This is a genomic window from Moritella sp. (genome assembly GCF_013215705.1).
Classification (GTDB): Bacteria; Pseudomonadota; Gammaproteobacteria; order Enterobacterales; family Moritellaceae; genus Moritella.
Map to the genome: position 1 here is coordinate 17,705 of NZ_JABSQR010000015.1, position 26,637 is coordinate 44,341.

22 protein-coding genes are annotated in these 26,637 nt (G+C 43.8%); 11 read left to right on the plus strand and 11 right to left on the minus strand.

The genetic code is table 11. The features are described 5' to 3' along the window. The first annotated feature begins 6 nt into the window (after positions 1–6). From HRT96_RS11425 to HRT96_RS11435, 3 genes are all read left to right on the plus strand, one after another. On the plus strand, positions 7–1,215 hold the full coding sequence (locus HRT96_RS11425) for an ABC transporter permease (protein ID WP_293156493.1): 1,209 nt from the start codon (positions 7–9) through the stop codon (positions 1,213–1,215). Beyond that, positions 1,208–2,389, plus strand: a complete 1,182-nt coding sequence (locus HRT96_RS11430; RefSeq protein WP_293156495.1) for an ABC transporter permease — start codon at positions 1,208–1,210, stop codon at positions 2,387–2,389. Before HRT96_RS11425 ends, HRT96_RS11430 begins: the two co-directional genes overlap by 8 nt. 77 nt (positions 2,390–2,466) lie before the next feature. Further along, positions 2,467–2,976: an aminoacyl-tRNA deacylase gene (locus tag HRT96_RS11435; RefSeq protein WP_293129801.1), complete on the plus strand. Its 510-nt coding sequence runs from the start codon at positions 2,467–2,469 to the stop codon at positions 2,974–2,976. A gap of 140 nt (positions 2,977–3,116) precedes the next feature. Here the strand turns inward: HRT96_RS11435 and HRT96_RS11440 are convergent, their stop codons facing one another. The 5 genes from HRT96_RS11440 to HRT96_RS11460 form a co-directional block, all read right to left on the minus strand. Further along, positions 3,117–3,950, minus strand: a complete 834-nt coding sequence (locus HRT96_RS11440; protein WP_293156497.1) for a mechanosensitive ion channel domain-containing protein — start codon at positions 3,948–3,950, stop codon at positions 3,117–3,119. A gap of 195 nt (positions 3,951–4,145) precedes the next feature. Then, positions 4,146–4,850: a phosphonate utilization transcriptional regulator PhnR gene (gene phnR / locus HRT96_RS11445; protein WP_293156499.1), complete on the minus strand. Its 705-nt coding sequence runs from the start codon at positions 4,848–4,850 to the stop codon at positions 4,146–4,148. A gap of 97 nt (positions 4,851–4,947) precedes the next feature. After that, positions 4,948–6,669 carry a putative 2-aminoethylphosphonate ABC transporter permease subunit gene (locus tag HRT96_RS11450; RefSeq protein WP_293156501.1) on the minus strand — a complete coding sequence of 574 codons (1,722 nt, stop codon included), beginning with the start codon at positions 6,667–6,669 and terminating at the stop codon, positions 4,948–4,950. A gap of 1 nt (position 6,670) precedes the next feature. Further along, positions 6,671–7,774 (minus strand): putative 2-aminoethylphosphonate ABC transporter ATP-binding protein, encoded by a 1,104-nt coding sequence (locus HRT96_RS11455; protein ID WP_293156503.1) that lies wholly within the window; start codon positions 7,772–7,774, stop codon positions 6,671–6,673. Positions 7,775–8,015: 241 nt separating this feature from the next. Further along, on the minus strand, positions 8,016–9,023 hold the full coding sequence (locus HRT96_RS11460; protein WP_293156505.1) for a putative 2-aminoethylphosphonate ABC transporter substrate-binding protein: 1,008 nt from the start codon (positions 9,021–9,023) through the stop codon (positions 8,016–8,018). A 270-nt stretch (positions 9,024–9,293) separates the two neighbouring features. Between HRT96_RS11460 and phnW the strand changes: the two genes are divergently transcribed. The 3 genes from phnW (at position 9,294) to HRT96_RS11475 (ending at position 12,860) form a co-directional block, all read left to right on the plus strand. Then, positions 9,294–10,400: a 2-aminoethylphosphonate--pyruvate transaminase gene (gene phnW / locus HRT96_RS11465; protein WP_293156507.1), complete on the plus strand. Its 1,107-nt coding sequence runs from the start codon at positions 9,294–9,296 to the stop codon at positions 10,398–10,400. 163 nt (positions 10,401–10,563) lie between these two features. Beyond that, positions 10,564–11,406 (plus strand): phosphonoacetaldehyde hydrolase, encoded by an 843-nt coding sequence (gene phnX / locus HRT96_RS11470; RefSeq protein ID WP_293156509.1) that lies wholly within the window; start codon positions 10,564–10,566, stop codon positions 11,404–11,406. Beyond that, positions 11,406–12,860, plus strand: a complete 1,455-nt coding sequence (locus HRT96_RS11475; protein WP_293156511.1) for an FAD-dependent oxidoreductase — start codon at positions 11,406–11,408, stop codon at positions 12,858–12,860. Before phnX ends, HRT96_RS11475 begins: the two co-directional genes overlap by 1 nt. Positions 12,861–12,969: 109 nt before the next feature. Here HRT96_RS11475 and accC read toward each other — a convergent pair whose 3' ends face one another. The 4 genes from accC to acs all read right to left on the minus strand — a co-directional run bounded on the left by accC (position 12,970) and on the right by acs (position 17,663). Beyond that, positions 12,970–14,328 (minus strand): acetyl-CoA carboxylase biotin carboxylase subunit, encoded by a 1,359-nt coding sequence (gene accC, locus HRT96_RS11480; RefSeq protein WP_293129825.1) that lies wholly within the window; start codon positions 14,326–14,328, stop codon positions 12,970–12,972. Positions 14,329–14,342: 14 nt separating this feature from the next. Next, complete coding sequence (gene accB, locus HRT96_RS11485; RefSeq protein WP_293156686.1) at positions 14,343–14,789, minus strand: acetyl-CoA carboxylase biotin carboxyl carrier protein; 447 nt, start codon at positions 14,787–14,789, stop codon at positions 14,343–14,345. Between the two features lie 13 nt (positions 14,790–14,802). Next, positions 14,803–15,261, minus strand: a complete 459-nt coding sequence (gene aroQ / locus HRT96_RS11490) for a type II 3-dehydroquinate dehydratase (RefSeq protein ID WP_293156513.1) — start codon at positions 15,259–15,261, stop codon at positions 14,803–14,805. Between the two features lie 455 nt (positions 15,262–15,716). Beyond that, entirely contained in the window at positions 15,717–17,663 is a 1,947-nt protein-coding gene (acs, locus tag HRT96_RS11495) for an acetate--CoA ligase (protein ID WP_293156515.1), read from the minus strand. Between the two features lie 294 nt (positions 17,664–17,957). On the opposite strand from acs, the gene HRT96_RS11500 reads away from it, so the two are divergent. Further along, entirely contained in the window at positions 17,958–19,112 is a 1,155-nt protein-coding gene (locus HRT96_RS11500) for a 3-phenylpropionate MFS transporter (RefSeq protein WP_293156517.1), read from the plus strand. Between the two features lie 68 nt (positions 19,113–19,180). Here HRT96_RS11500 and HRT96_RS11505 read toward each other — a convergent pair whose 3' ends face one another. After that, complete coding sequence (locus HRT96_RS11505; protein WP_293156519.1) at positions 19,181–19,630, minus strand: protein-disulfide reductase DsbD domain-containing protein; 450 nt, start codon at positions 19,628–19,630, stop codon at positions 19,181–19,183. 276 nt (positions 19,631–19,906) lie between these two features. Here HRT96_RS11505 and HRT96_RS11510 point away from each other — a divergent pair, with 276 nt between their 5' ends. Next, positions 19,907–20,443 carry an FxsA family protein gene (locus HRT96_RS11510; protein WP_293156521.1) on the plus strand — a complete coding sequence of 179 codons (537 nt, stop codon included), beginning with the start codon at positions 19,907–19,909 and terminating at the stop codon, positions 20,441–20,443. Between the two features lie 212 nt (positions 20,444–20,655). After that, the gene (gene cobA, locus HRT96_RS11515) at positions 20,656–21,459 is read left to right on the plus strand and encodes a uroporphyrinogen-III C-methyltransferase (protein WP_293156523.1); all 804 of its coding nucleotides are present in this window, start codon (positions 20,656–20,658) and stop codon (positions 21,457–21,459) included. 73 nt (positions 21,460–21,532) lie between these two features. Here cobA and HRT96_RS11520 read toward each other — a convergent pair whose 3' ends face one another. Then, positions 21,533–22,147 carry a TetR/AcrR family transcriptional regulator gene (locus tag HRT96_RS11520; RefSeq protein ID WP_293156525.1) on the minus strand — a complete coding sequence of 205 codons (615 nt, stop codon included), beginning with the start codon at positions 22,145–22,147 and terminating at the stop codon, positions 21,533–21,535. Between the two features lie 189 nt (positions 22,148–22,336). On the opposite strand from HRT96_RS11520, the gene HRT96_RS11525 reads away from it, so the two are divergent. Together HRT96_RS11525 and HRT96_RS11530 are read left to right on the plus strand one after the other, a co-directional pair. Further along, positions 22,337–23,539: an efflux RND transporter periplasmic adaptor subunit gene (locus HRT96_RS11525; RefSeq protein WP_293156527.1), complete on the plus strand. Its 1,203-nt coding sequence runs from the start codon at positions 22,337–22,339 to the stop codon at positions 23,537–23,539. Further along, on the plus strand, positions 23,536–26,631 hold the full coding sequence (locus HRT96_RS11530) for an efflux RND transporter permease subunit (RefSeq protein WP_293156528.1): 3,096 nt from the start codon (positions 23,536–23,538) through the stop codon (positions 26,629–26,631). Before HRT96_RS11525 ends, HRT96_RS11530 begins: the two co-directional genes overlap by 4 nt. The last annotated feature ends 6 nt before the right edge of the window (positions 26,632–26,637 follow it).

Consider the following 26,637-nt stretch of genomic DNA (forward strand, 5'->3'; position numbering starts at 1 on the left):
GGTTTGATGATGCGTTTATTCATTACCCAGATCAAGGCGGTTTGGCTGCGAGAAATCCAGCTAATATTGGCGTCAAAATGGCAATTATCACTGGTGACTTGGTTACCAATTATCTGCATGTTGCTGGTGTACGCTATTTTTTCGCAGGGGATCCCGCGTGATCTGGCGGTCGCTGTTGTTGATCAAGACCACAGCCGTTTATCACGTAGTTTGGTGCGTTATATTGATGCCAATCCAGCGTTAGCGGTGACCACGCAATTGACTAACCTTAGCGAAGGTAAAGCGTTAATGCAACGTGGTGAGGTGTATGGCGTGGTGTATATTCCGCGTGACTTTGAAAAGCACACTTACTTAGCGATGACGCCAGAAGTCACTACCTTCTACAATGCCCAGTATGTATTAATTGGTAAGCTGGTATCGTCGAATATGGTAAAAACTTTTGCCACGTTTACGGCGAAAATAGATGCGGTTAAAACCTTGGCCAGTGGGGGTAATTTGGCGGTTATTAAAGGTGCTGTTGCGCCAATTTCAACCCAGATTAACCCGTTATACAATGTTTCGACTAATTACATACCATTTTTAGTGACCGCCGCTGTCGCAGCGTTATGGCAAATTTTTATCCTCGTATCGGTGTTGTTAGCATTTGGGTTGGAATACAAAAATAATACTCAAAATAGCTGGTTTCAACGCGCAGATGGTGCTGTCGTCAGTGCTGTAATTGGTAAATTGCTGCCGTATACCTTGCTTTCTGTGGTGCATGGTTTGCTATTCTTGAGTTTCTTTTACGGTTACTTAAGTATGCCGATGCATGGTAACTGGGGTTATTTATTGTTAATTCTGGTCACCGGGGTATTAGCTGGTCAAGCGGTAGCATTATTTATTTTTACGTTGACGATGAATCTTACCCAGGCCATTAGCATGGGCGCCGCTTATTCCGCCCCTGCTTTTGCGTTTATGGGGGTGACATTTCCCGCCGAAAGTATGCCGCAATTAGCGTTAATATGGCGTTCGTTATTACCGATTACACATTATATGCAGTTGCAAATTGGCCAAGTTAATTATGGGCAAGACTTTATGACCTTGTTACCACAATTAACGTCACTAGGGTTATTTATATTGATGTTAGTGGTGGCGATATATCGAATCAAAAGCCATCGCGATAACGCGCTTGTGACTGACAACAACACGATATCAACGGGGCATGACGATGAATAAATTCTTGGCGCTAGTCGTACTCGAAATTAAAAGTATTTTTGCTGACCGTAGTATTTTATTGACCATGTTTGGTGGCATTATTATGTACTCGATCTTGTATCCACTGCCGTATTCTCAACAGGTAGCAAGAAACGTTGAAATTGTGGTGATTGATTATGATCGCAGTTCGATGAGCCGTGAGTTAATACGCATGGTCAATGCTACTCCTGATACCCATATTACTGGCCAAGTTAATTCGGTAAAGGAAGCTGAAGCGTTAATTGAGACAGGGGCGACTAAGGGTTTTTTGATTATTCCTGAACATTTCCGCCGTGATCTGTATATGGAGAAGGCCGTAACTTTATCGTTGGGCGGTGATGCCAGTTATTTTATGACTTATTCGACCATTGCATCGGGGATCCTTAAAGCGGGTGGCACTTTATCTGCGAAGATTAAAGTGGTGAGATTAACGGTTGATAAAGAGAATATGTTGTTAGCCAAGCAGCAGTGGCAACCGGCATCGTTAAACCTACAACCTGTGTTTAATCAACGGAACGGTTATTTGGATTATGTGGTCCCCGCGGTGTTTATTTTGATCTTGCAGCAAACATTATTAATTGTAAGCGGCATTTTATCCGGTGGCCAAAACGAACGTTCACGGGCGAAAGAGCAAGGTTATTGGTTAACCGCATCACCGACATTATTGTTACTGGCGCGTTGCTTTGTGTTCCTCAGTTTGTATCTGGTGTTTAGTTTGTATTACTTTGGCTTTGCATTGGATATGTACGGGGTTAATCGACTGGCGGCGGCGTGGGATATTATCAAACTATTAGTGCCGTTCTTACTGGCGGTTGTCTGCCTTGGCGTGGCGCTGGGGCAATTGTATAACCAAGCTGAAACCGCAACTCAGGTGATTTTATTTAGCTCAATGCCGGTATTGTTTAGCAGTGGTTTTATTTGGCCGATAAGTGAGATACCCGCTTGGCTGGTGACGGTATCGCAATTATTCCCAAGCACTGCCGCGATCCAAGGTTTGTTGCAATTAAACCAGATGGGCGCGGATTTTGAGATGGTCAGACATTTTCAAACGCAGTTGTTAATCCAATGTTTTGCTTATGCGCTATTGGCGATTATGTTGCTGGCTTACAAACAGCGTAAATACCGCATAAACGCAGGTGCGCGCCTGCCTAAATAATTACCTGATTAACTCGCGTTGTGGCGATTTAGCTTCCATACTTTGCTTGTAGATAAAAGTATTTTATGGAGGTTGAAATGAGTATGGCAACCAAAGTTGGCCAGTTCTTGGCAAGTCACAATATCGATTTTAGTTTAGTTAAACATCGTCACACGGCAAGTTCATTTAATTCGGCACTATCGGCACATGTGTCCAGTTCACAAGTCGCCAAAGCGGTGATTTTACGCGACATTGGTGGTGATTATTTAATGGCGGTGGTGCCGTCAAATAAGCATGTCTTGATTGGTGAAATTAATCGGCAAACGGGTAAACAATATTATCTATTGGCAGAGCATGAATTATCAACCTTGTTTCAGGATTGTGAACCGGGGGCAATACCATCATTAGGGCAGATCTATGGTATGGATATGCTGGTGGACGACTTATTGTTCGAACAGGAGCAATTATTCATTGAATCGGGCGATCACATGAATCTCATTAATTTAGATAAACGTCAGTTTGGCAAAGCCATGGGCAGTTTACCGCACAGTCATATTAGCGGGTATAGCTTTAAAGAAGGGCCATTATTTGAACGTCGTGACCTTTGAATATTATAGCGCGTAGCAAAGGTGGACTGTAATAAAGATGAACAGGAATAAAAATGGGAGCTATATTTGGCTCCCATTTTTTGTTTATAGTAAATAATCAATAAAAAATTATTTATCACTACATTATTTATCAGTAAAACTTAGCTTGCTGGTGGTGTTGGATTACCTTGTACATGCAAGTCTAACTGTGGATAAGGGATCGCAATACCAGCCGCGTCAAGTGCAAGTTTAAGCTCTTCTTGCATGCTGAAGTAAGCACCCCAGTAATCGCTAGTTTTAACCCAAGGGCGTACCGCGAAGTTTACTGATGAATCCGCTAATTCTAGGATACCAACTGTGTACTCTGGATCTTGTAGGGTAAATTCGTTGTTTTTTATAACGTCAATTAAGATCGCTTTCGTTTGCTTAATGTCTGCGTCATACGATACGCCAACCACAAGGTCTAAACGACGTTGACCTAATGCAGAATAGTTAGTAATTGTACCATCCATGATTGCGGCATTCGGTGCGATCACCACTTTGTTATCCGGTGTGATTAAACGTGTAGAGAAAATAGTAATTTCATCAACTGTACCTGCTACACCCGCAGCTTCAATGTAATCACCAATGCGACAAGGACGGAAGATAACGATAAGTACACCCGCGGCAAAGTTGGAAAGTGAACCTTGCAAAGCTAAACCGATGGCTAAACCAGCGGCACCGACAATCGCTACCAGAGAGGCTGTTTGCACCCCAAACTGGCTAAGGGTGGCAATGACGGTAAATACAAATACTACACCCCATGCCATGTTACTTATAAAAGAGGCTACTGTTTTATCCATATCACGTTTTAGCAGTAATTTTGAGGTCATTTTTTTCATTACGCCAGCAAGGTATTTACCGACGATGAAAATGACTAACGCTAACAATATTTTTGTGCCGTAAATGGCGGCAATCTCAGGGGCTTGCTGGAGTAATTTTTCAAGATATTCCATGGATAAAGTTCCTATCATTTAGAGTGTTAAATATGCATATACGCATAGGCTATTCTACGACTATATTAGTCGACCTTTATTGATATGTTACATTATTTCTAATCATTGACAAAGTACAGCCTATTTCACTTTTTAAATTGTTATTTCTGATACTTGCATATACGGCTAATCATTGTCATGGTTTATTATTAATATTTATTTTTGGCGAATGGCTTGTGCTTCAATCGTTACCGCATCATGGCGCCAATACTCCAGATCACAATCGAGTAATTGGTCATGTTGATCATAGTTAACTCGTTCTATATACATGGCAGCGCAACCTGACGTCGCACGTAAAGGGGTGGCGGTATCTGCGACCAATGATGATGAACGGATTCGGTAATGGGTGCGCTGATAAAGCGTATCGTAGTGTTGTTGATAAATATCGGTTAATGACGCTGACAGATCATGACTGAGTAAATGAGGGAATCGGTCAGGTAATACATAATTAGTCACGAGTACGACCGGGCGTTCATCTAAATAACGCACCCGATGAATACGGATCACTTCAGTCTGTGGTGCTATTTGTAATAGCTGGGCGATATGTTTATCGGCGGGCACCATACTGGCACTGATTAATTCTGTTTTTGGTATACGTTGCTGACTTAGCGCTAGGTTGTGAAAATTGGTGGTATTGGTCGGATCATAACGTAATGGTGCTGGGGAAATAAACCAGCCGCGACGGTCTTCACGGTATACTCGACCTTCAGATTCCAATAAAAACAATGCTTCGCGTAGTGTTACGCGAGTGGTATTGAATGCCTCTGCAAGTTTGCGTTCTGACGTTAGCTTTTGTCCTGAGGTTAATAATCCCGATTCGATTTGCTGTAGGATGTCTTCTTTAATTTTTAGGTATTGCACAAAAGCCTCTGATGCTAGTTTATTTATTTAATGTCGAACAAATTGCGACTAGGCTGCCTAGCGATGTTTGTTGCCGGGCAGTATAAATGGCCTGTTATTAATGTTGTTGACGCCAAGCTTGAGTTCGTTTATTGATAAACGATGCCGCAATTAAATGAATCACTTTAGCAATAGCCGCGGTGATTAAGATCATCACCGCCATCGCTGCCGCAGAACCCGTTTGTCCGGCATCATCCATGTTTAATACTGACACTGATGCTGGAATGGTATCGGTCGCATACAAAAATACCACGGCTGATGTGGTGGTCAACGCATTGATAAACAAATAGGCGGCAATATCCATAATCGCAGGCGTACAAATTGGCAGGGTAATAACAAAGAATGATTTGTACTGTGGCATTTTTATCGATGCTGAAATCGCTTCTATCTCTGCCGGTAATTGTTTTAACGCCGTTAATGCGGTCATGTGACCGACGGTGTAGTAATGCACCACGGTATTAATCACCAGTAATGTCATGGTGGCATACAAACCATTAAGTGGATTATTTATATCATTGAAAAAGAAGATATAACCCAAACCTAATACGATCCCCGGTACTGCCATTGGAATAATAGTGATCATTTGCAGTAGCTGACGAATAGGACCAAAACCACGGCCTTTTTCGATAACGTAAGCACCAATAAAGATGATCACTGTACCGAACACCGCCACCCAGATCGCCAATGTCAGTGAGTTAAAGTAAGGCGTCCAACCATAGGTACTCACTTCGCTAAAGTTATAATTGTTAAAACTTAAGGTTAAGTTCCATGGCCAAAATGTCACGAATGACGCGTATATGGCCATGCCAATAATAGCGATGATCGCCAAGGCAATCGTGCTACAGAACAACAAGCAGACACCATCACGTAATTTATCTGGTTTGGGTATGTAAGCCACAGAGCGGGAATTAAATAAATTTTGCTGTTTGCGTTGCACTCGGCGATCGACCACAAACGCCAGTACCGCAGGCAATAATAGTAATACACTGGTTACGGCACCCATGGCGAAGTTTTGCTGACCAACCACTTGTTTGAAAATATCCGTTGCTAATACGTTATAACTGCCGCCAATCACTTTCGGCACCCCAAAATCACACACCACCAAGGTAAACACTAAAATTAAAGTACTGATCACGCCATATTTTGCTGCTGGTAGCGTCACCATGAAAAATGTTTTTACCGGATGGTTCTTTAATACGGTCGCGGCTTCATATAAGCGGGCATCGGACGTACGTAATGCTGTGGTTAAGATCATTAATGCATGGGGAAAGGTCCAAAATGTCAGCCCGATAGTGATACCAACAATACCGTAAATCGATGCGCCACCGAGTAGCTCCTTGGCAATGCCTTGATTACCGAATAAATAAATTAAACTCAGTGCCGGCAGTAATGATGGCGCTAAGATCGGTGCCGAACCAATGATCTGAAATAAGGTTTTAAATGGCATGCAACTGCGGGTTAATGCATACGCATAACTAAATGCCATCACCCCAACAATAACGGTGGTGATCAAGCCCACTGTCACGGTATTGGCAATCGAGGCGAGCATGGCACTGGAGGCAAAATAGGCGGTGAAATTGGCTAATCCAATAAAGTCACCATCAACATCCTGGACACTTTTGGCAAACATTGTGAGCATAGGCGCCACAATAAAAAAGCCCATTAACAAGGTTAAGATAATTAAAATACTGGCCAGTAGCGCGCTATCTCGGCTAAACGACAGGGTGAATCGTTGCAGATAACTCGGTCTAGTCAGCTTTTTATTGATGGTCGACGCCATGTTATGCCTCTACCGCTGGTGCGCTTGTTGTTGATGATTGCTTTAATTTACGTGGGAAGACATGGGTGAACGCATCGCTATAACGGATCCGACGGAACTCACCATTGTTGAGCCCCAGTGAGCGGACTTCACGAATTGGCACATCGACCTTGATCATCGACGCATTCATACTGCCGGTTAGCTGGCAGTCTGCTCGCACATAGGTACCTTGAAATTCCATGGCTTTGATTTGCACCGGTAAATCTTGCGGGTTCTCACTAAATTGGATGTCTTCAGGGCGTACGGCTAAATCAAACATGTCACCACGACTTAATGTGTCTTTGGGTTTTGGTAATAGGGTTTCAGCAATACGGATCTGTTGATCGCTGATCACGGAACTGGCAATGAAATTCATGTTTCCGACAAATTCAGCCACAAAGCGGGATGCCGGTTTATCGTAAATTTCTTGTGGGGTGCCGACTTGTTCAATAACACCATGATTCATCACCACAATACGGTCGGCCATTGCTAAGGCTTCTTCCTGGTCATGGGTCACCATGATAGTGGTAATGCCGAGTTTACGTTGCAGGGAGCGGATCTCGTCACGTAAATGAGCACGTACTTGTGCATCCAATGCCGAAAGTGGTTCATCTAATAGTAATAATCCCGGTGATAACGCTAATGCGCGAGCCAGTGCCACACGTTGCTGTTGGCCGCCGGATAGCTGATTCGGGTATTTCGGCGCCGAGTCAGATAAGCCAATAATACCCAGCCAGTGATTAACAATATCCACCGTTTCAACGACTGATTTACCTTGGTTGTGTAAACCGACACTGATATTTTCGGCAACTGTTAAATTGGGGAACAGCGCGTAAGATTGAAATACAATGCCAAAATCCCGTTGTTCTGGCGGCAAGAAAGTGGTGTCTTTACCGTCTTGTAAAATAGATCCTGATGTCGCTAAATCGAGTCCGGCAATCGCACGAAGCAATGTGGTTTTTCCGCAACCAGATGGTCCTAAAAAACAGATGAACTCGCCTTGATTGATCTGCAAAGAAATATCATTTAATGCGGTGAAATCACCAAACTTTTTAACAAGATTATTGATGTTGAGGTACGTGTTCATCTGACTGCTCATAAGTTATTTGGACTATACCAGTATGGTAGGCAGGGTAAGTGACAGTTTGATGACAAGGGGTTATTTTTACGCCGAATTTACACTTGTTATTGGAATCTAAGGGGTTAAAGAATCGGCATGGTTAGCGGTTGTTTTAATGGACAATTATTTGTTAGCAATGACTAAACTAGGCGTGTTAAATAACCCCTGGTTTAGTCAAGGTTGACCTCTTAAATTAGATCATTAATGACTATCTTGCTTCAGATTTTGAATCAAATTTTTCTGACCAGGTACGCAGTACATCTTTACGCGCATTGGCCATTTTACTAAAGTCCATATCTACCATCGCGTCTTGTACATTGGGATAGTTCGCCACGGCTTTACTGACGTCTTTGTGGCCGACTAATGCATAAGATTCATTATATAATTGATTGGCTTGTTTTGAGATTGACCAATCGACCACCCGCTTAGCTGCTGTTGATGGTTGAACGAGGCCAACGGCTTCTGATTCCCAACCAATGCCGCCGGCAGGTAAGATCACGTCAAGTGGCGCGCCTTGGGTTTTTAATTTCGCGCCACGTAATGCCATCGATATGCCGATCGCCACTTCCCCCATACCTGCTTGTACACAAGGCTTCGAGCCTGAATGGGTGTAATGGGCAATATTGTCATTCAGCTTGGTCATGTAACTCCAACCTTTATCTTCACCCATGGTTTGTAACCAGGCTGATACCTGCATATAACCTGTGCCCGATGATGCTGGGTTGGGCATGGCGATATGACCTTTGTAAACCGGTTTAAGTAGGTCATCCCAGGATGTCGGTTTTGGTAGGTTGTGCTGTTTTGCTACGAATTCGTTAAAGCAGATGGCATTAAACCAAGCGTCATTACCGTACCACGCTTTGTTTTTTTCTGGATCAATCATGCTCGTCCGTAGGTTTTCAACGCCTTGTGGTGAGTAAGGTTTTAGGATCCCTGCTTTCTTAAGCAGTGCCATTGATGAGCCCGCTAGTCCCCAAATCACTTCTGCACGCGGGTTATTTTTTTCGGCAAGTAATTTTGCGGTCATGATACCGGTTGAATCGCGCACCCATTTGATCTCGATATCTGGATTGGCTTGTTCAAAGGCGACTTTGTATTTTGCTAATACATCCGTTTCAAAGGCGGTGTACACCACCACTGCTTCTGCGGCAAATACTGGTGCAGTGAATAAGGCGCTTAAGGCTGCGATAGAACCTATCATCCAACGTTGTTTCATTCGTGTCACTCCAAAAATTATTAACGGTTGATTCTGGTCTGTACCAGATTTGTTGAGAACGATAATAGAGTGCTTTTATGACAAAAATATGACCGATTGATGGCAGTTAGGTTAATTAAGATATTTTATTTATTTTTATGGCGCGGGGTTTTTATTGCGGTTGGCGATGAATATGAAGCTTTTATGAATTCTGCTGTTGGGCTATTTACCAAGTGAGCGTTCCACTGCTAGAGTTCTAATCAAACTGGTATAGTCCAAATGGAAACAGAGATGAAAAACGCATATTTATTACTAACACCGGGTCCACTTTCTACCACAGCAAGTGTACGAGAAGCCATGCTAAAAGATTGGTGTACTTGGGATGATGAATATAACAAAGACATTGTTGACGTTATCCGCGCTAAGTTAGTGCAACTAGCAACCCCGCAAACGGGTTATACCAGTGTATTGATGCAAGGCAGTGGCACGGCATCGGTAGAAGCAACAATTGGTAGTGTTATTCCTGTTGATGGCAAGCTACTGGTGATTGATAACGGTGCTTACGGAGCCCGCATGGCGCAAATTGCAGATTATTTAAATATTGCCTGTGAGGTGATAGCACCGGGTGAAACGGCGCAACCAAGTTTGGCCGAAGTTGAAGCCAAATTAGCGGGCGATGACAGCATTACCCATGTCGCGATCGTGCACTGCGAAACGACCACAGGCATGTTGAATCCGATTGATGCGGTGATTAAATTAGCTAAACAACACGGTAAGATCGTGATCTTGGATGCGATGTCGAGCTTTGGTGGCATTCCAATGGATGTGGCTGAATTAGGCGTTGATTTCCTGATCAGTTCTGCCAATAAATGTATTCAAGGCGTACCGGGTTTTGGCTTTGTGATTGCACGCAAAAGTGAACTGGAAAAATGCCAAGGGCGAGCACGTTCGTTGTCATTAGATCTGTATGAGCAATGGCATTGTATGGAAACCAATGGTGGCAAGTGGCGCTTTACCTCACCAACCCACACTGTGCGTGCATTTTACCAAGCGTTATTAGAGCTTGAAGAAGAAGGCGGTATTGCGGCACGTCATCAACGTTATCAACAAAACCAAACTACCTTAGTCGCGGGGATGGCAAAACTGGGTTTTGAGACCTTGTTAGATGCGTCATTACATTCGCCAATTATTACCTCGTTTTATTCACCTGTGCACGGTGATTATCAATTCAAAGCATTTTATAACCGGCTTAAACAACAAGGTTTTGTGATTTATCCAGGTAAGGTATCCAACGCTGATTGTTTCCGTATTGGTAACATTGGTGATGTCCATCCCAGTGATATCCAGCGTTTATTAGTGGCGATGGAAACCGCCAAATATTGGGAATTAAGTGCATAGTTGAAGTGAACACTAACTTAGTGGTTACTACGCCGGTAGTAGCCGCATACATCACTGTGTTGTAGTGCTTGTCTGCATTTTACCAGTCCAATTTCAATCAAATTAATTTGCATTAAATCATCAACACGATTATTAACACAAGCTTACTTTGGAAAATATTATTATGTCTAACATCGTACAAGATCAGTCAGTAAAACTTAATCATGTTCAGTCTGTTATTTTTGATTGGGCGGGTACTATCGTGGATTTCGGTTCATTTGCCCCGACCACGATTTTTATTGCCGCCTTTAAAGCGCAGTATGATTTTACTATTAGTTTAGCGGAAGCACGTGTGCCGATGGGGCTAGGTAAATGGGATCACATTAAAGCGGTATCGGCATTACCCGACGTTGCCGCACGTTGGCAAGCCCAGTTCGGCACCGTTATTAGCACCGCTGATATTGATGCGATTTACCAAACATTTATGCCGCTACAGATCGCAAAAGTAGGTGAGCATGCCGATCCTATCCCACATGCACTCGATGTCGTTAATGGCTTAAAACAGCAAGGGATTAAAATTGGTTCATGCTCTGGTTATCCCCGTGTGGTCATGGATAAGCTCATTCCTATCGCGGCAGCAAAAGGCTATGTGCCAGATTGTGTTGTTGCTACTGATGATGTACCAGCAGGCGGTCGTCCAGCACCTTACATGGTGCTTAAAAACGTGATTGATATGGCGGTGACCGATGTGGGCGCGTGCATTAAAGTGGATGATTCAGTACCGGGTATTGAAGAAGGTCACAATGCTGGCATGTGGACGGTGGGTTTATTGTTATCGGGTAACGAAGCTGGTCTAACGCTAGCGGAATACCTTGCTGCAGACGCCGCAACATTACACCAAGCGCGTGAGAAAGCCCGTGAGCGTTTCACGCCATTTCATGCCCATTACCTGATTGATACTATTGCTGACCTGCCGCAAGTGGTTGCCGATATTGACGCACGTTTAGCCGCTGGTGAACGTCCGTAATGACTAAGCAGCCTGAGTTTCAACCTTTTTGGTTCCAACAAGCGATGGATCTTGAAGAGGACTACCGTAATGGTGTGCAGCCACAAGCGCTCACTGCCGATACCGTCGCCGATGTGTGTATTGTCGGTGGTGGTTACACCGGATTGTGGACCGCGATCCAACTCAAACAGCAACAACCAACACTGGATGTGATGATCATAGAGAAAAGCCTCTGTGGTAGTGGCGCATCGGGTCGTAATGGTGGTTGCATGTTAACGTGGTCGACTAAGTATTTGTCGATGCAACGTTTGTATGGCGAAGCGCAGGCGGTTGAATTAGTCAAAGCATCAGAGCAAGCGGTAGATGAAATTGCAGCCTTTTGTTTGCAGTACAATATTGATGCGGAACTGCGTCGTGACGGCACCTTATTTACCGCCACGAATACCGCGCAAACCGGTGGGCTAGAGGCGACATTAGCGGCGTTAGATAAACATCAATTAAACAGCTGGCAGGCGTGGGAAGCGAAGAAAGTACAACAGCATGCCGGCTCTGAATTACATCAAGCAGGACATTTCTCTCCGGTAGCCGCCAGTGTGCAACCCGGGAAATTAGTCCGTGGTTTAAAACGCGTGGCAGAGCAACTTGGGGTGCGTATTTATGAAAACACCCCGATGTTAGCCATTAATGATAATGCGGTTAAACCAACCAACAGTAATAAAGATGCTCAACATAAAGTGGTGATTAATACCCCGCAAGGGACTGTTTATGCGGCGAAAGTGGTGATGGCATTGAATGCTTGGATGTTAGAACAATTTCCACAGTTTAAAAATAAAATTGTGGTGGTCTCGTCAGATATGGCGATCACCAAGCCGATACCAGAAAAGTTAACGAAAATGGGGATAACGGATGGTAAAACCGTGCTCGATTCACGTACCTTTGTGCATTATTACCGGACAACACCTGATGGTCGGTTAATGTTAGGCAAGGGCGGTAATCACTTCTCTTATGGTAATGCAGTAAGGCCCTTATTCGATCAGCCTACACGGTATGGCAAACTACTACGTGAGTCGTTTGATAAGTTATTCCCGACGCTGGTGGATGAAGAGTTTGTCGTGACCTGGACTGGCCCATCCGATCGTTCGGCGACGGGCCTGCCGTTTTTCGGTAAAATTGCAGACACAGGTAATATTTATTATGGCTTTGGATATTCCGGCAGTGGCGTTGCTCAGACCTGGATCGGCGGTAAAATATTAGCATCTATGCTGCTGGGTAATAATGATAAATGGAGTCATAACGGCTTAACCACGGGGCCGAAAGGCGGCTTTCCTCCTGAGCCAGTACGTTGGTTAGGCACTATGATGGTACGTAATGCTATTCGCCGTAAAGAACGTTGCGAAGATAATGACAGCACGCCTTTCTGGTTCGACAAGCAGTTGGCTAAGCTTGCTAACGCGGCGGGTAAAGCAGATAAGTGATCTCGCTGTTTTTCTAAATAGCGCATAATAAAAAACCCAAGACGAGTAAATCGCTTGGGTTTTTTTGATCTGTAATGAGCTTAACGCTTATCTAGAACTGATTTAGTTTCTATTTCGCGTCTAGCGCTTTTTGAGCTAATTTCTTCTCTAGATAATGGATGTTAGTGCCACCATTCTGGAAGTTTTCATCACTTAAGATCTCTAAATGCAGTGGGATATTAGTCTTAATACCATCAATCACCATTTCACTTAAGGCATTACGCATTCTGGCTATTGCCACGTCACGGTTTTCACCGTAAGTGATTAATTTGCCGATCATGGAATCATAATGCGGTGGTACTTTATAACCGGCATAAATGTGTGATTCCCAACGTACGCCAAAACCGCCAGCAGCATGGAAACGTTTGATCAGACCTGGACTCGGTGCAAATGTTACCGGATCTTCGGCATTGATACGACATTCAAGCGAATGACCGGTCAGACGCACTTCATCCTGAGATACCGACAGTGGCATGCCCGCGGCGATACGTAATTGCGCTTTGATCAAATCAATACCAGTGACCATTTCGGTCACAGTATGTTCAACCTGAATTCGGGTATTCATTTCGATGAAATAGAACTCACCGTTTTCATACAAGAATTCAAAGGTACCAGCGCCACGGTAGTTGATATCAACACAGGCACGACTACAGCGTTCACCGATATGACGACGAATGTCAGCGGTGATACCGGGTGCTGGTGCTTCTTCAACTACTTTTTGATGACGACGTTGTAGTGAACAATCACGTTCACCAAGGTAGATTGCATTACCTTGGCCATCAGCCAGTATTTGGACCTCAACATGGCGAGGATTCTCTAAGAATTTCTCCATGTACACCATGTCGTTACCAAAAAATGTTCCGGCTTCGTTACGGGTTAATGCGATCGAGTCGAGTAATTTAGATTCTTCATGCACGACACGCATACCACGACCGCCACCGCCACCGGCAGCTTTAATAATGATCGGGTAACCAATACGTTTAGCAATATTTTTATTACGTTGCGCGTCTGTATCGAGCGGGCCATCAGAACCTGGTACGCAAGGTACACCGGCTTTTTTCATTGCCGCAATCGCAGATACTTTATCGCCCATAAGACGGATTGTTTCAGCTTTTGGACCAATAAAAATAAAACCTGACTGCTCTACCTGTTCAGCAAAGTCCGCGTTTTCAGCTAAAAAGCCATAACCCGGGTGAATAGCAACTGCGCCGGTGATCTCAGCTGCGCTTAAGATCGCAGGTACATTTAAGTAACTGTCTGCGGCGGCAGGCTTACCGATACAAACTGTTTCATCAGCCAGTAATACATGCTTTAGTTCACGATCGGCTGTTGAGTGTACGGCTACCGTTTTAATACCCATTTCTTTACAAGCGCGAAGAATACGTAATGCAATTTCGCCGCGATTGGCGATAACAACTTTATCCAACATTGGAAACCTCGTAGTTATTCAATGATGAAAAGTGGTTCATCAAACTCAATAGCTTGACCGTCTGTCGCTAGGATAGCTTTAACTACGCCAGCTTTATCGGATTCGATTTGATTCATCATCTTCATCGCTTCTAAGATACATAGCGTATCGCCAACATTGACAGTTTGGCCAATCGTTACAAAAGGTGCTGCGCCGGGCGATGCGGCATCATAGAAAGTGCCAACCATAGGCGCGAGCACCTGATGGCCTGCTACTTCTGCTGGCGCGGCTTCAACTGCTGCTGGTGCGATAGGTGCTGCTACTACTGGTGCCGCAATCGGTGCTGGTGCATATTGTACTTGTGGTGCTACGCTGCTAAAGCGATTGATGCGTACCGATTCTTCGCCTTCAGAAATCTCTAATTCTGCAATGCCAGACTCTTCAACAAGTTCAATCAGTTTTTTAATTTTACGGATATCCATCATAATCTCTTTATTATTTGTTGTTAGTTTGCTTTAGCTGTTTGGCAGCAGAAAGCAACGCAAATTCATAACCATCAGCACCTAATCCACAAATAACGCCTTTGGCGATATCTGACAGATAAGAATGATGACGAAATTGTTCTCGTGCGTGGACATTAGAGAGGTGTACTTCGATAAATGGGATTGAAACCCCTAATAATGCATCTCTAATGGCGACACTGGTATGCGTGTATGCCGCAGGGTTGATAATGATAAAATCAGTATTGCCCATCGCCGCATGAATATGATCTATAAGCTCGTGCTCTGCGTTAGATTGTTCGTGGCGCAGATCAATATCGTGCTCAGTTGCAACATCGGTTAAATGTTCTACAATGTCACCAAGTGTTTGATAGCCGTAAGTCTCAGGTTCTCTTTTACCTAAAAGATTTAGATTCGGTCCGTTGAGTAACAATATTCTGGGTTTGTTCGACATATTGCTTCCATTGTCTGGTAAAATCATACTAACTTCGTCAATAATGCTCACATTGTTAGTATTTCTGAAAACTCCAATTATAAATGTATATATAGTATAATTGTTGCTAATTTTCTACACACTATATGATTTTCGAAGAATATAACAGCATTTAACTGGTCTTATCTGATCTTTTATTAAAGTTTACACTCTAATTTAAACCTGGCGCACATTATAAATAAGGCTGTTATCGCTTGGCGTGTTGGTGGCTTTATCGATGGTGTTGTTGATAGACTTGTCAATTAATTGAAATGGTCATTACCGCTCGCTGATACAGCAATAAAAAACCGGTGTGACCAAGGCTAGGGATGACACCGATGAAAGGTAATATACCCAAGTTTGTCTCTGATATCGCATCTTGAAGTAACTTGGGTATAAAGCGATAACAGGTTATCGCCCTACTATCGTGTGATGGTTTAGGCTCCTTGTTTTTCAGCAATTAAAGTATCAACCACGCTTGGGTCTGCTAGCGTGGATGTATCCCCTAACGAATCCGTGTCATTGGTTGCTACTTTACGCAGGATACGACGCATGATCTTACCTGAGCGGGTTTTTGGTAGTGCCTGTGTCCAATGTAAGGTATCCGGTGTGGCAATCGCTCCAATTTCATTGCGAACCCATTGTTTGACTTCGGCTATTAATGCGTCATCGGCTTTTTCTCCGGCATTCAATGTTACGTACGCATAAATACCTTGGCCTTTAATCTCGTGCGGTACACCGACGACCGCGGCTTCGGCAATTTTGCGGTGTGACACTAATGCACTTTCAATTTCTGCGGTACCCATACGGTGACCCGATACATTAAGCACATCATCGACACGACCGGTGATCCAGTAATAACCGTCGGCATCACGTTTAGCACCATCGCCAGTGCAGTACATGTTCGGGAATGTGGAGAAATAAGCTTCTTCAAAGCGGCTTTCATCGCCATAAATACCACGCATTTGTCCAGGCCAAGAATCTAGAATAACCAAGTTACCTTCATTTTCGCCTTCTAATAAGTTACCTTCATTATCGACCAAGGCAGGGCTGATACCAAAGAATGGACGGGTTGCAGAGCCCGGTTTCAGTGCCGTTGCGCCTGGCAGAGGGGTAATTAAGATCCCGCCAGTTTCGGTTTGCCACCAGGTATCGACAATCGGTGTAGATGAATTGCCGATAGTGTTGTAATACCATTGCCATGCTTCAGGGTTGATTGGTTCGCCTACCGAACCCATTAAGCGCAGTGAAGTACGTTTAGTGCCAGTGATCGCATCATTGCCTTTGGCCATTAATGCACGGATGGCTGTTGGTGCCGTATAAAGGGTGGTGACCTGGTGCTTATCAACCACTTGGCTCATACGTGCGGTGTCTGGATAATTTGGTACCCCTTCAAATAATACCGTGGTTGCGGCGTTCGCCAGTGGTCCATAGACTAAATAAGTGTGGCCGGTGATCCAACCTACATCGGCAGTACACCAAAATACGTCGCTGTCTTGATGATCAAAGACATATTTAAAGGTCATCGTGGCATACACGAGATAACCGCCTGTGGTATGTAATACGCCTTTGGGTTTACCGGTTGAGCCGGAAGTATAAAGAATGAATAATGGATCTTCGGCATTCATCGCTTCTGGAACGCATTCACTTGGCTGGTCTTTGACGATATCATGCCACCACAGATCACGGCCTTCATGCCATGCGATGTCGGCTTTAGTGCGGGCAAATACAATGACGTTGTTAACACTGGTCACTTGGGGTTTAGCGAGTGCGTTATCAACAGAATCTTTGAGGCGAATGATACGGCCTGCACGCACGCCTTCATCGGCGGTGATCACTAATTTAGCGCCACAGTTATCAATACGATCGGCTAGTGCTTCTGCTGAGAAACCAGCGAATACAATAGTATGCACGGCACCAATACGAGTACAAGCCAGCATCGCGATAGCGGCTTCTGGCACCATTGGCATATACAGACAAACGACGTCGCCTTTTTTAATGCCTTGGGCTTTTAATGCATTTGAAAATTGGCAAACTTGTTCATAAACGTCTTGATAAGTGAGTTTTTCAGAATCTTCAGGATCATCACCTTCCCAAATAATCGCGGTTTTGTTGGCATTATCTTTTAAGTGACGATCAAGACAGTTGGCTGATACATTAAGTTTACCGTCTTGGAACCATTTAATGTCGACACTGCCAGGTTGGAAACTGGTGTTTTTAACTTGGCTATAAGGCTTGATCCAGTCAACTATTTGCCCCTGTTCACGCCAAAAGGCTTCTGGGTCGTTAATTGAATGCTTGTACATGGCTTGATAAGCACTGTCATTTAATAAACTGTTTTTCGCAAATTCTGCAGGTACCGGATATAGTTTAGTGTCGCTCATTGTGCTTCCTTAATCGTATTTAATTCCTTGTCCACATCTGGATGTAAGCATGTTTTATTGTGGTTTTGTTTACATCTGCGGTGAATAAAAATGCCATGGCCGCTAATATCTAGCAATACGACTTTAGTATTAATGATAGTTTTTTGTGATGACTTTGCTTTAATCATTAATTTATATAGAAGAAATAGTGCCTAGGTCATCATAATATTTATGGAAAAATAGGGCGTCTCTATTACTAAGGGCGTAGAATATCGATAATTATTGGACTGATATGTCATTATTTAGGGATTAAACATGCGCTTTGCACTGCCATCATCAATATGGATGGGATTTTATTACGCTTTTTTCTTCGGTGTGTTTGGTATTCTGCTGCCATTCTGGGCGTTATGGTTAAAAGGCGAAGGTATCTCCACGGAAATGATCGGTAGCATGCTGGCATTTGCACTGGTTGCCCGTTCTGCTGGGGCGTTATTATTGACCCGCAACTTGGTTTCCACTACCTCGCTATTGACCCGCGTTCAGCGATTAACGCTCACTGCGATGGTCGCGTTTTCTGGTTTTTATCTGATTGAAAATGTTTATGCGATCTTTTTATTAGTCATTTTAACTAACTTTATATTTTCGCCGTTGATGGCCTTAGGCGAGACGATAGGTGCGAAGTTAGTGCGTTACAATAATATGGATTATGGCCGAGTGCGGTTGTGGGGCTCGATTGGTTTTATGTTGTCGAGTGCGTTAACCGGTTTTTTGGTCGAAGAGTTTGATCATAGAATCATTTTATTGTCGATTATTGTTGGACTCGGGATCTTATTTCTACTCACTATCACACCTGCGAAAAATATGCCTGAAGGTAGAACGGCAACCAGCAAACCGAGTTCGGGTATTTTGACGATATTAAAGCGTCCGGCATTTTGGCCATTTTTAGCCATCACCTCATTATTACAAGGTGCTCATGCGGCTTATTATGGTTTTGGCGCTGTGTACTGGCAAGATATTGGTATTAGTGAAATTTATATCGGTTATTTCTGGAGTGTGGGGGTTGCTGGTGAGATCTTATTTTTAGCGTTTGGTAAACGCATCTTTGGCAATGTCAGTATTGCTATGATGTTTGTCATTGCTGCGGCTGGTAGTGTGTTACGTTGGACAACATTAGGCTATGCCGTTGATGTTACGCCAATCATGTTGTCACAGTTATTACATGGGGTGACGTTTGGTGTCGCGCACCTGGCATCAATGCGTTATATGGCGGAACGTGTCAGTGAAGAAGATGCGGTAGCGACACAAGCTATTTATGCCGCGCTGCCGTTTAGTTTAGCCATCGCGCTGCTGACGTTTGTATCTGGGCTATTTTATCCGCTCGTCAAAGCAGACATCTTTATTTATATGGCACTCGCTGTGTTGCCGGTATTTTTAATTGCCCGCAGTAAACATATTTCTGTCATTAAATAAAATAGATAACGACGATGCCAGCAATAAAACCACAAGTGCTGTTTTGTGGTTTTATTGCTGGCGTTATTCTATTGGCTAATAAATGTTTTTGTCATCGGTGGATAACACAAGCCTGCGACTGCGCAACCTTGATAATGGATGGTGACCTCACTCGCCGGTGCAAGATCAGCAACGGGGACTGACAGCATCAATTCGTACTGAAATATTTCGACATCGCCAAAATATTCATCATGATAGTCTTTACCTGCAGGCAAGCCGTCGATAGTGTAGTCATTACCATTAATGGTGACACGCAGTTTATTCTTATATAAATAATAACCCTCGGTAATTTGCCAGAACACATTGAGATTTTCGCCTTGCTGCAGTTGCGAAAACACAAAGGCGTCTTCGACAGGCAAGAATGCTGGTGCGCTTTGTTGTTTATTTGCAAATAGACTAAAATTAGTATTGGCTAATACTGGCATGGTGCTTTGCAGAACGAGGCCGCTGGCTAATAATAGCATCGATTTTAGGTTCATTTTTTCCAACTTTATACGGTATTAGTTGTCTTAGTTATGATGTCTGTCACTGAGTATTATGGGCTATCTACTCGTTGATAACTTGAAAATGGGGCTAATGCCCTTATGTTTCTTTATATCATAACCGTTTTGTGCGGATTTTTTAGATATTATTTTTAGGTACTATTTTTAGGTACTATTTTAACATATTATAACTAGATACTATTTTTAGATAAGCGAGTGATAAGGGTATTCCTTGTTAGGCTGTCTACTATAACTAAATTTTGAGAGGTTAATGTGTTAGGTCGTTTATTTTTTCTGTTTACTGCGATGACATTAATTGAAGTGTATGTACTAATGTCGATAGGTTCGTTATTAGGTGCTGAGCTGACTATTGGTATTATTATTTTAACTGCGTTTGCCGGTTCATATTTGGTTCGTAACCAAGGTCTACAAACGGTGCAAAAATTACAAGCGCGTTTAGCGGCGGGTGAAACACCGGGACAAGAAATTGTTGAAGCTATTATGCTGCTGGTATGTGGTGTGTTACTGGTTACACCTGGTTTTGTGACTGATGCGTTAGGTTTGTTAGTATTAACCCCACAAATTCGTGGCCGTTTAGCTAAAGCGATTATCGCCCAGTACAAAGATCGTATTATTCCACAATCAACGTTTACTGGTAATGCGCAGGGTTTCCACTATTCGTCAACCCAGTCATCAACCCAGTCGTCACCATTTCAACAACAGCCAGGGTCAGATAACAAGGCTAAAAATGAGGGTGTTATCGAAGGCGATTTTGTTGAAGTAAACCGAGATGACAATAAGCTTAATTAATAATCTATGCACAAATAAATACCCAAAGGCGCGGTCGAAAGATCGCGCCTTTTTTGATCTTGCTGCGCTTGGTATAACTTATACTACTCCGCTATTGGTAAGCCTCGCACAGCTATGGTATTTATTAGATATTAAAGACATACAGTGATGATTAAGTTACTGTGAATCGTAGTTAGTCACGATAACGCTGACGCAGTAGCTAAGGATATAGAATGACAGAACAAGGGTTACCAATAACAGAGGGTGAACAGCATACTGTTCGCAATGCAGGGAAGGTTATTTTGGTCGGTTCTGGCCCGGGTGATCCGGATTTATTAACGGTAAAAGCGTTACGTTTACTGCAACACGCTGAAGTAGTTGTGCATGACCGTTTAGTCTCTGCAGAGATTATCGCCTTGATTAACCCACAAGCTGAATGTTTTTTTGTTGGCAAGCAAGCGGGGTATCACTGTGTACCGCAAAGCGGTATAAACCAACTGCTGGTGGATCTGTCATTGCAAGGCAAGCAAGTGATCCGCCTTAAAGGTGGTGATCCGTTTATCTTTGGCCGTGGTGGTGAAGAACTAGAAGCCTTATTACCGTTTAACATCCCGTTTGAAGTTGTACCGGGTATTACCGCAGCATCAGGCTGTGCGGCATACGCCGGGATCCCGCTGACACACCGAGATTATACCCAAGGTGTGCAATTTATTACCGGACATTTAAAAAATGATGCGCATCAGCTAGATTGGCCGTTACTCGGTAAAGCCACGCATACCTTGGTGTTTTACATGGGCTTGACCCAGAGTAGTGGCATTGCGAGTAATCTGATCGAACACGGGATGGATGCAGCTATGCCGGTGGCGATTATAGAAAAAGGCACCAGCAAACAGCAACGTACATTGCAAGGATCGTTAAAAGATCTGGGTGCTCTGGCTGCGCAAGCTGAAAGTCCGTCACTGATTATTATTGGTAAAGTGACGCAGTTAGCCAGCAAACTGAATTGGTTCAGCACTACGCTTGATACTACCGAGTAGCGGCATTGAAAAGGGTATAAACAGGGTTATGCTCATCTATATCTATCTTCAATATCAGCATAACCCTGATTACTTAACTTAAACTTTGATATCCTCGTACAAATAAACGCACAGAACTTTGTAAGTAGTGCTTAATTTCCTGCTCTGATAACGATTCTTCAATATTAAATTCTAACCGTGTCCACTGCTCGCCTTTAATCATGGCCAAAAATTGTATGGCCGCCTGGCGACAGTCTTCAATATCAAGTTCGCCACGGCGATGATATTCAGCTAAACAATTAGCTAATTTGTCGATCACAAACAGCGGTCCCGCTTCAAAAAACAACCGTGATAAATGCGGATGGGCAAGGCTCTCTGCAGCACAAGTTCGGTGTACCGCCATGGAATCAGCTGAAGTGATCATGGTAAAAAAGCCTTGTGCAAATAACGTTAAGGTCGGTTCAACCGGACCTAGATTCTCGGGTAATAATTCTCCTACGCCCAATAATTCGCATTTGTAGCTGATAGCAGTAATAAATAATTCGTCTTTGTTGCCAAAATGACTATACACAGTTTGTTTGGATACCCCGGCTAATTTAGCGATGAGATCCATGCTGGTGGCCGCATAGCCATGCTGGGTAAATTGCACTGTTGCTGCATCAAGTATCTGATTTCGCTTTAATTCACTCTTTGTTCTAGGTTTACTCATCTATTCATACCGCTAATAATTTGAATGTGTACGCCATTATAAATGTTGCAAATACGTTAATAAATGTAAAATGGACTGTACGGTCTAGTTTGGTTTTGCTATCTTTGTAACTGGACTTGTAAGTCTAGTTTAGAAAAGGCTGAAACAAAAGTGTTGCGTTGCATAGAGCGTAAAAAAAGGATATTGATTATGTTTAGAAAGAGTTCCCTGTCTTTGTTGAATACAAAAACAGCACAATGGATGAGTATATTGCTAATTCCGCTCACACTGCAAGCGTGTAGTGAGGTTGTCGCTGACGAAACGCAGGCTGTGTCACAGTATTTACAAGCCAGTAGTGAGTATTTGACTCAGCAAGACAGTTACCAAGTTGAAAATAAATTTGTCGGTAAGGTAATTGCTAAGCAAGATGCAAATTTAGGTTTTGAATTTGCGGGCATTATTAAAACCCTACATGCGATTGAAGGGCAGCAAGTGGTGAAAGGTCAATTGCTGGCAGAGCTCAATACGCAACTGTTGTTAATCGAACGTAACCAGTTAGAAGCACAGCTGCAGCAAGCGGAAGCTGAATTTGATTTGATCGAAGCCAATCTATCGCGATTAAATTCGCTGAGTAAGCGTGGTTTTATCTCTGAGCAGAATATTGATGAGTTGTCGTCGCAAAAACGCGTCGTTGCCGCCAATATTCGCAGTACCTTATCAGGGCTAGAGGCAAGTCAGTATCGTATTGATAAATCTAAATTATTAGCGCCTTTTGATGGCATTGTCAGTAGTCGTCAGATTGCCCAAGGTGAAGTGATTGCGGCCGGCTCTACGGCATTTAGATTGTTACAAACCGGAGCTTCGGAAGTGACGATAGGTGTACCTGCGAGTTTTATCACCCAACTGCAAGGCAAGGAACATCAACTCGAGATCGCAGGTGTTAACTACGCTGCCAATCTATTAAGTGTCGGTAATGAAGTTGATACGGTAACGCGAACAATTAGTCTGCGTTTTGCATTAGCCGATAACAGCCCGGTTTATAATGGCCAATTGGCTTACCTTGCTTTGTCTCAAGTATATCAGCAACCGGGTTATTGGGTGCCATTAAGCGCTATTACTGATGGTGTGCGTGGTATGTGGAATATTTATACCTTAGAGCAGGATGTCATGCAGCAAGATCGTGATGATCATTCAGCGGCGACACCGGTGCTGTTTCAGTTAAAAAGCGCCACAGTAACGGTATTACATGCCACTGAAACTGCCGCGTATGTGCAAGGTGATCTGAAAGATACTCAAGCGTATGTCAATGTCGGGATCCACCGTTTTGTACCGGGACAACGGGTAACGGTTCGCCATCAGCAAGCTTTTGCTCAGCAACCGTCGGCTGAAAATACCTCGGAGCATAAGATATGATCAAGGCGTTTACTGAAAATAATCGCCTGATGGCACTGCTGATTATTTTACTCATCGTGGCAGGGCTGGGGTCGTTATCAACGCTACCGCGCACCGAAGATCCTAGGATCACCAATCGGATCGCCAGTGTGCTGACCTTGTTACCGGGAGCCAGTGCTGAGCGTGTCGAAGCCTTAGTGACAGAGAAGATAGAGCAAAAATTACGAAAACTGGCGGATATTAATCGGATTACGTCGACCTCTCGACCTGGTATATCCATTGTGCAGTTGAAATTACACGATACCGTTACTGATCCGGTGCCGATTTGGTCGCGGGTGCGAGATCTGCTTAATGACGTAACCAGTGAGTTACCGGCAGCGACTGTCGCGCCACGATTAGAAGATGATCGTGGTTATGCCTACACGCAATTGATCGCCGTTAAATGGCAGGGCGACAGTGCGGTTGATTTAACAACATTAGGCCGTTACGGTAAAGAACTACAAAATCAGTTAAAGGTGGTCTCAGGTACTGACATTGTCAGTTTGTTTGGCCGCGGTAAAGAACAAATATTGGTGGAAATAGATAAACATTTAGCGGCGAATTTGTCGTTATCGACACAAGCTATTTCCAACATTATTTTAGCGGCTGATGCCAAAGTATCTGCCGGTAATATCATTAATGATTATAACCAAATGCAGATTGAAGTCGCGGGATCGTTTGATTCTGTTGCTCGGATCCGTAAGATCCCCTTACTCAATGACAGTAAAGGTGGGGTGGTTCGGTTAGGTGATATTGCTCAGGTTAGTAAAAAATTGCAATGGCCTGCACAAGAGATAGCGATTGTTGATGATCAATATGCGGTGGTGGTATCAACCCGTATGTTGCCTAATTTACGTATTGATAAATGGAGTGCGCAGGTTGATGATGTCGTTGCCGCTTTTAATCTGCAATTACCGTCGTCTTTAACCACTGAAGTATTGTTTGATCAATCCCAATACACCGAAGACAGACTGCAAGGTCTGGTGGAAAACATCCTGATTGGTTTCTCGATAATCGCCCTGGTGCTGCTTGTGACGTTAGGCTGGCGCGCGGCATTAATCGTCACGTTATCCTTACCGTTAACAGTACTGTTTACCTTGACTGTGATGAATTATTACGGCTTGCCGATCCATCAAATGTCGGTAACGGGTTTGGTTGTGGCTCTGGGTATTATGGTGGATAACGCGATTGTGATGGCGGATACCATTCAGAAGCGTCGCCAACAGGGCTTCAGTGCCAGTGCAGCCGTGCAAGGTGCGGTTAAGCATTTATGGTTACCGTTATTAGGCTCAACCTTAACCACGATATTGGCGTTTATGCCGATTGTGATGATGCCGGGACCATCGGGTGAATTTGTCAGTGGTATTGCGTTAAGCGTTATCTTTGCATTAATCGGGTCGTATCTTGTCTCACATACTATCGTTGCTGGTTTATCGGGGCGTTTTCTGGTTGGTCGTTCGTCAGACGGATCGGCACGGACAACGACTTGGTATAATAATGGCATTGAGTTAGTTAGCTTAGCGGGTGCTTTCCGCCAATCTTTGGTATGGGTATTAGCCAGACCTAAACTCAGCATAGGGTTAGTGTTTATCTTACCTTTGAGCGGCTTTATCTTGGCTAAACATCTGGATGAACAGTTCTTTCCAGCGTCGGATCGTGACATGTTTCATATCGAATTATTTATGCCAGTGCAAACCAGTATTATTGCCACTGAAGCCATGACCAACACCATCAGTGACTTGCTAGCTCAGCAACAAGGGATCAGTAAGGTACGCTGGTTTATTGGTAATAATGCCCCGTCTTTCTATTATAATTTAATGCCAAATAAAGACGGTGCCCAGTATTATGCCCAAGCGATGGTGACTGGTGATAGTTTTAAGCGGGTGAATGAATTAGTACCGTCATTACAAATATTGCTTGATGATGCGATCCCTGCAGCGCAGATATTAGTACGTAAGTTAGAACAGGGTCCTCCGTTTATAGCGCCAATCGAGTTACGCTTGTTTGGGCCTAATTTAGATACGTTAAAGACTTTGGGTGATGAAGCCAGACGGATCTTAATCGGTACCAAGAACGTGATCCATACCCGCGCGACTATCCAACCTGGGTTACCGAAAATATGGCTGAAAATTAATGAAGATGTCAGTCAATTAGCTGGGTTAACCCTGACCGATGTAGCGTCACAGTTACAATCAACATTACACGGTACCGTCAACGGCTCGATTATCGAGGCCACTGAATCTATACCAGTACGGGTTCAGATTGCCAATGAGCAACGTCGTAGCTTATCTGATTTAGCTAATATCAGTCTGAGCTCGCCACTATCGCAAAGCAGTATTCCGCTGATGGCATTAACGACATTAGCATTAACGCCGAGTCGTGGTGCGATCCCACATTGGAATGGGGTACGGGTTAATACTGTTGAAGGTTACTTAGTCGCTGGGGTATTACCCTCAACGGTGCTTAATGAGTTTTCGGCGCGGTTAGCCAGTGAAAACTTTGTATTGCCGCCGGGTTATCGGATGGAGTTTGGTGGCGAGTCAGCCAAACGTAATGATGCGGTCGGTAATTTGTTAGCCAGTGTTGGTGTGATCATGATGTTGCTGATTATTATTGTGGTGCTGTCATTTAATTCGTTCCGTTTAGGTGGGGTGATTGTATTATCCGCTATCCAATCGGTGGGGTTAGGGCTACTCAGTATTTACGTGTTTAATTACCCGTTTGGTTTTACTGTGATCATTGGTCTACTTGGTTTAATGGGGTTAGCAATTAATGCCGCAATTGTGATCTTGGCGGAATTAAAATCAGATCCAAAAGCCGTCGCCGGTGATCGCGAGGCGATTATTAAGGCTATCACCAGTTGTACTCGCCATATTACCTCTACGACGATCACCACCGTGGGTGGTTTCTTACCGCTGATCTTAGCGGGTGGTGGTTTCTGGCCGCCGTTTGCGATTGCGATCGCTGGTGGTACGGTATTAACCACTTTGTTATCGTTTTACTTTGTACCAGCTATCTTCGTATTAATGAGTCGTAAAAGAGCCTTTGAAGTGACGGCTGTAGCAGTGTTGTGATAAACA

Bases quoted from the DNA above. Each gene is read 5' to 3' on its own strand.
- HRT96_RS11425 (WP_293156493.1), top strand. From the start codon at position 7: ATGATGCGTTTATTCATTACCCAGATCAAGGCGGTTTGGCTGCGAGAA.
- HRT96_RS11430 (WP_293156495.1), top strand. From the start codon at position 1,208: ATGAATAAATTCTTGGCGCTAGTCGTACTCGAAATTAAAAGTATTTTT.
- HRT96_RS11435 (WP_293129801.1), top strand. From the start codon at position 2,467: ATGAGTATGGCAACCAAAGTTGGCCAGTTCTTGGCAAGTCACAATATC.
- HRT96_RS11440 (WP_293156497.1), bottom strand. From the start codon at position 3,950: ATGGAATATCTTGAAAAATTACTCCAGCAAGCCCCTGAGATTGCCGCC.
- HRT96_RS11450 (WP_293156501.1), bottom strand. From the start codon at position 6,669: ATGGCGTCGACCATCAATAAAAAGCTGACTAGACCGAGTTATCTGCAA.
- HRT96_RS11455 (WP_293156503.1), bottom strand. From the start codon at position 7,774: ATGAACACGTACCTCAACATCAATAATCTTGTTAAAAAGTTTGGTGAT.
- HRT96_RS11460 (WP_293156505.1), bottom strand. From the start codon at position 9,023: ATGAAACAACGTTGGATGATAGGTTCTATCGCAGCCTTAAGCGCCTTA.
- phnW (WP_293156507.1), top strand. From the start codon at position 9,294: ATGAAAAACGCATATTTATTACTAACACCGGGTCCACTTTCTACCACA.
- phnX (WP_293156509.1), top strand. From the start codon at position 10,564: ATGTCTAACATCGTACAAGATCAGTCAGTAAAACTTAATCATGTTCAG.
- HRT96_RS11475 (WP_293156511.1), top strand. From the start codon at position 11,406: ATGACTAAGCAGCCTGAGTTTCAACCTTTTTGGTTCCAACAAGCGATG.
- accC (WP_293129825.1), bottom strand. From the start codon at position 14,328: ATGTTGGATAAAGTTGTTATCGCCAATCGCGGCGAAATTGCATTACGT.
- accB (WP_293156686.1), bottom strand. From the start codon at position 14,789: ATGGATATCCGTAAAATTAAAAAACTGATTGAACTTGTTGAAGAGTCT.
- aroQ (WP_293156513.1), bottom strand. From the start codon at position 15,261: ATGTCGAACAAACCCAGAATATTGTTACTCAACGGACCGAATCTAAAT.
- acs (WP_293156515.1), bottom strand. From the start codon at position 17,663: ATGAGCGACACTAAACTATATCCGGTACCTGCAGAATTTGCGAAAAAC.
- HRT96_RS11500 (WP_293156517.1), top strand. From the start codon at position 17,958: ATGCGCTTTGCACTGCCATCATCAATATGGATGGGATTTTATTACGCT.
- HRT96_RS11505 (WP_293156519.1), bottom strand. From the start codon at position 19,630: ATGAACCTAAAATCGATGCTATTATTAGCCAGCGGCCTCGTTCTGCAA.
- cobA (WP_293156523.1), top strand. From the start codon at position 20,656: ATGACAGAACAAGGGTTACCAATAACAGAGGGTGAACAGCATACTGTT.
- HRT96_RS11520 (WP_293156525.1), bottom strand. From the start codon at position 22,147: ATGAGTAAACCTAGAACAAAGAGTGAATTAAAGCGAAATCAGATACTT.
- HRT96_RS11525 (WP_293156527.1), top strand. From the start codon at position 22,337: ATGTTTAGAAAGAGTTCCCTGTCTTTGTTGAATACAAAAACAGCACAA.
- HRT96_RS11530 (WP_293156528.1), top strand. From the start codon at position 23,536: ATGATCAAGGCGTTTACTGAAAATAATCGCCTGATGGCACTGCTGATT.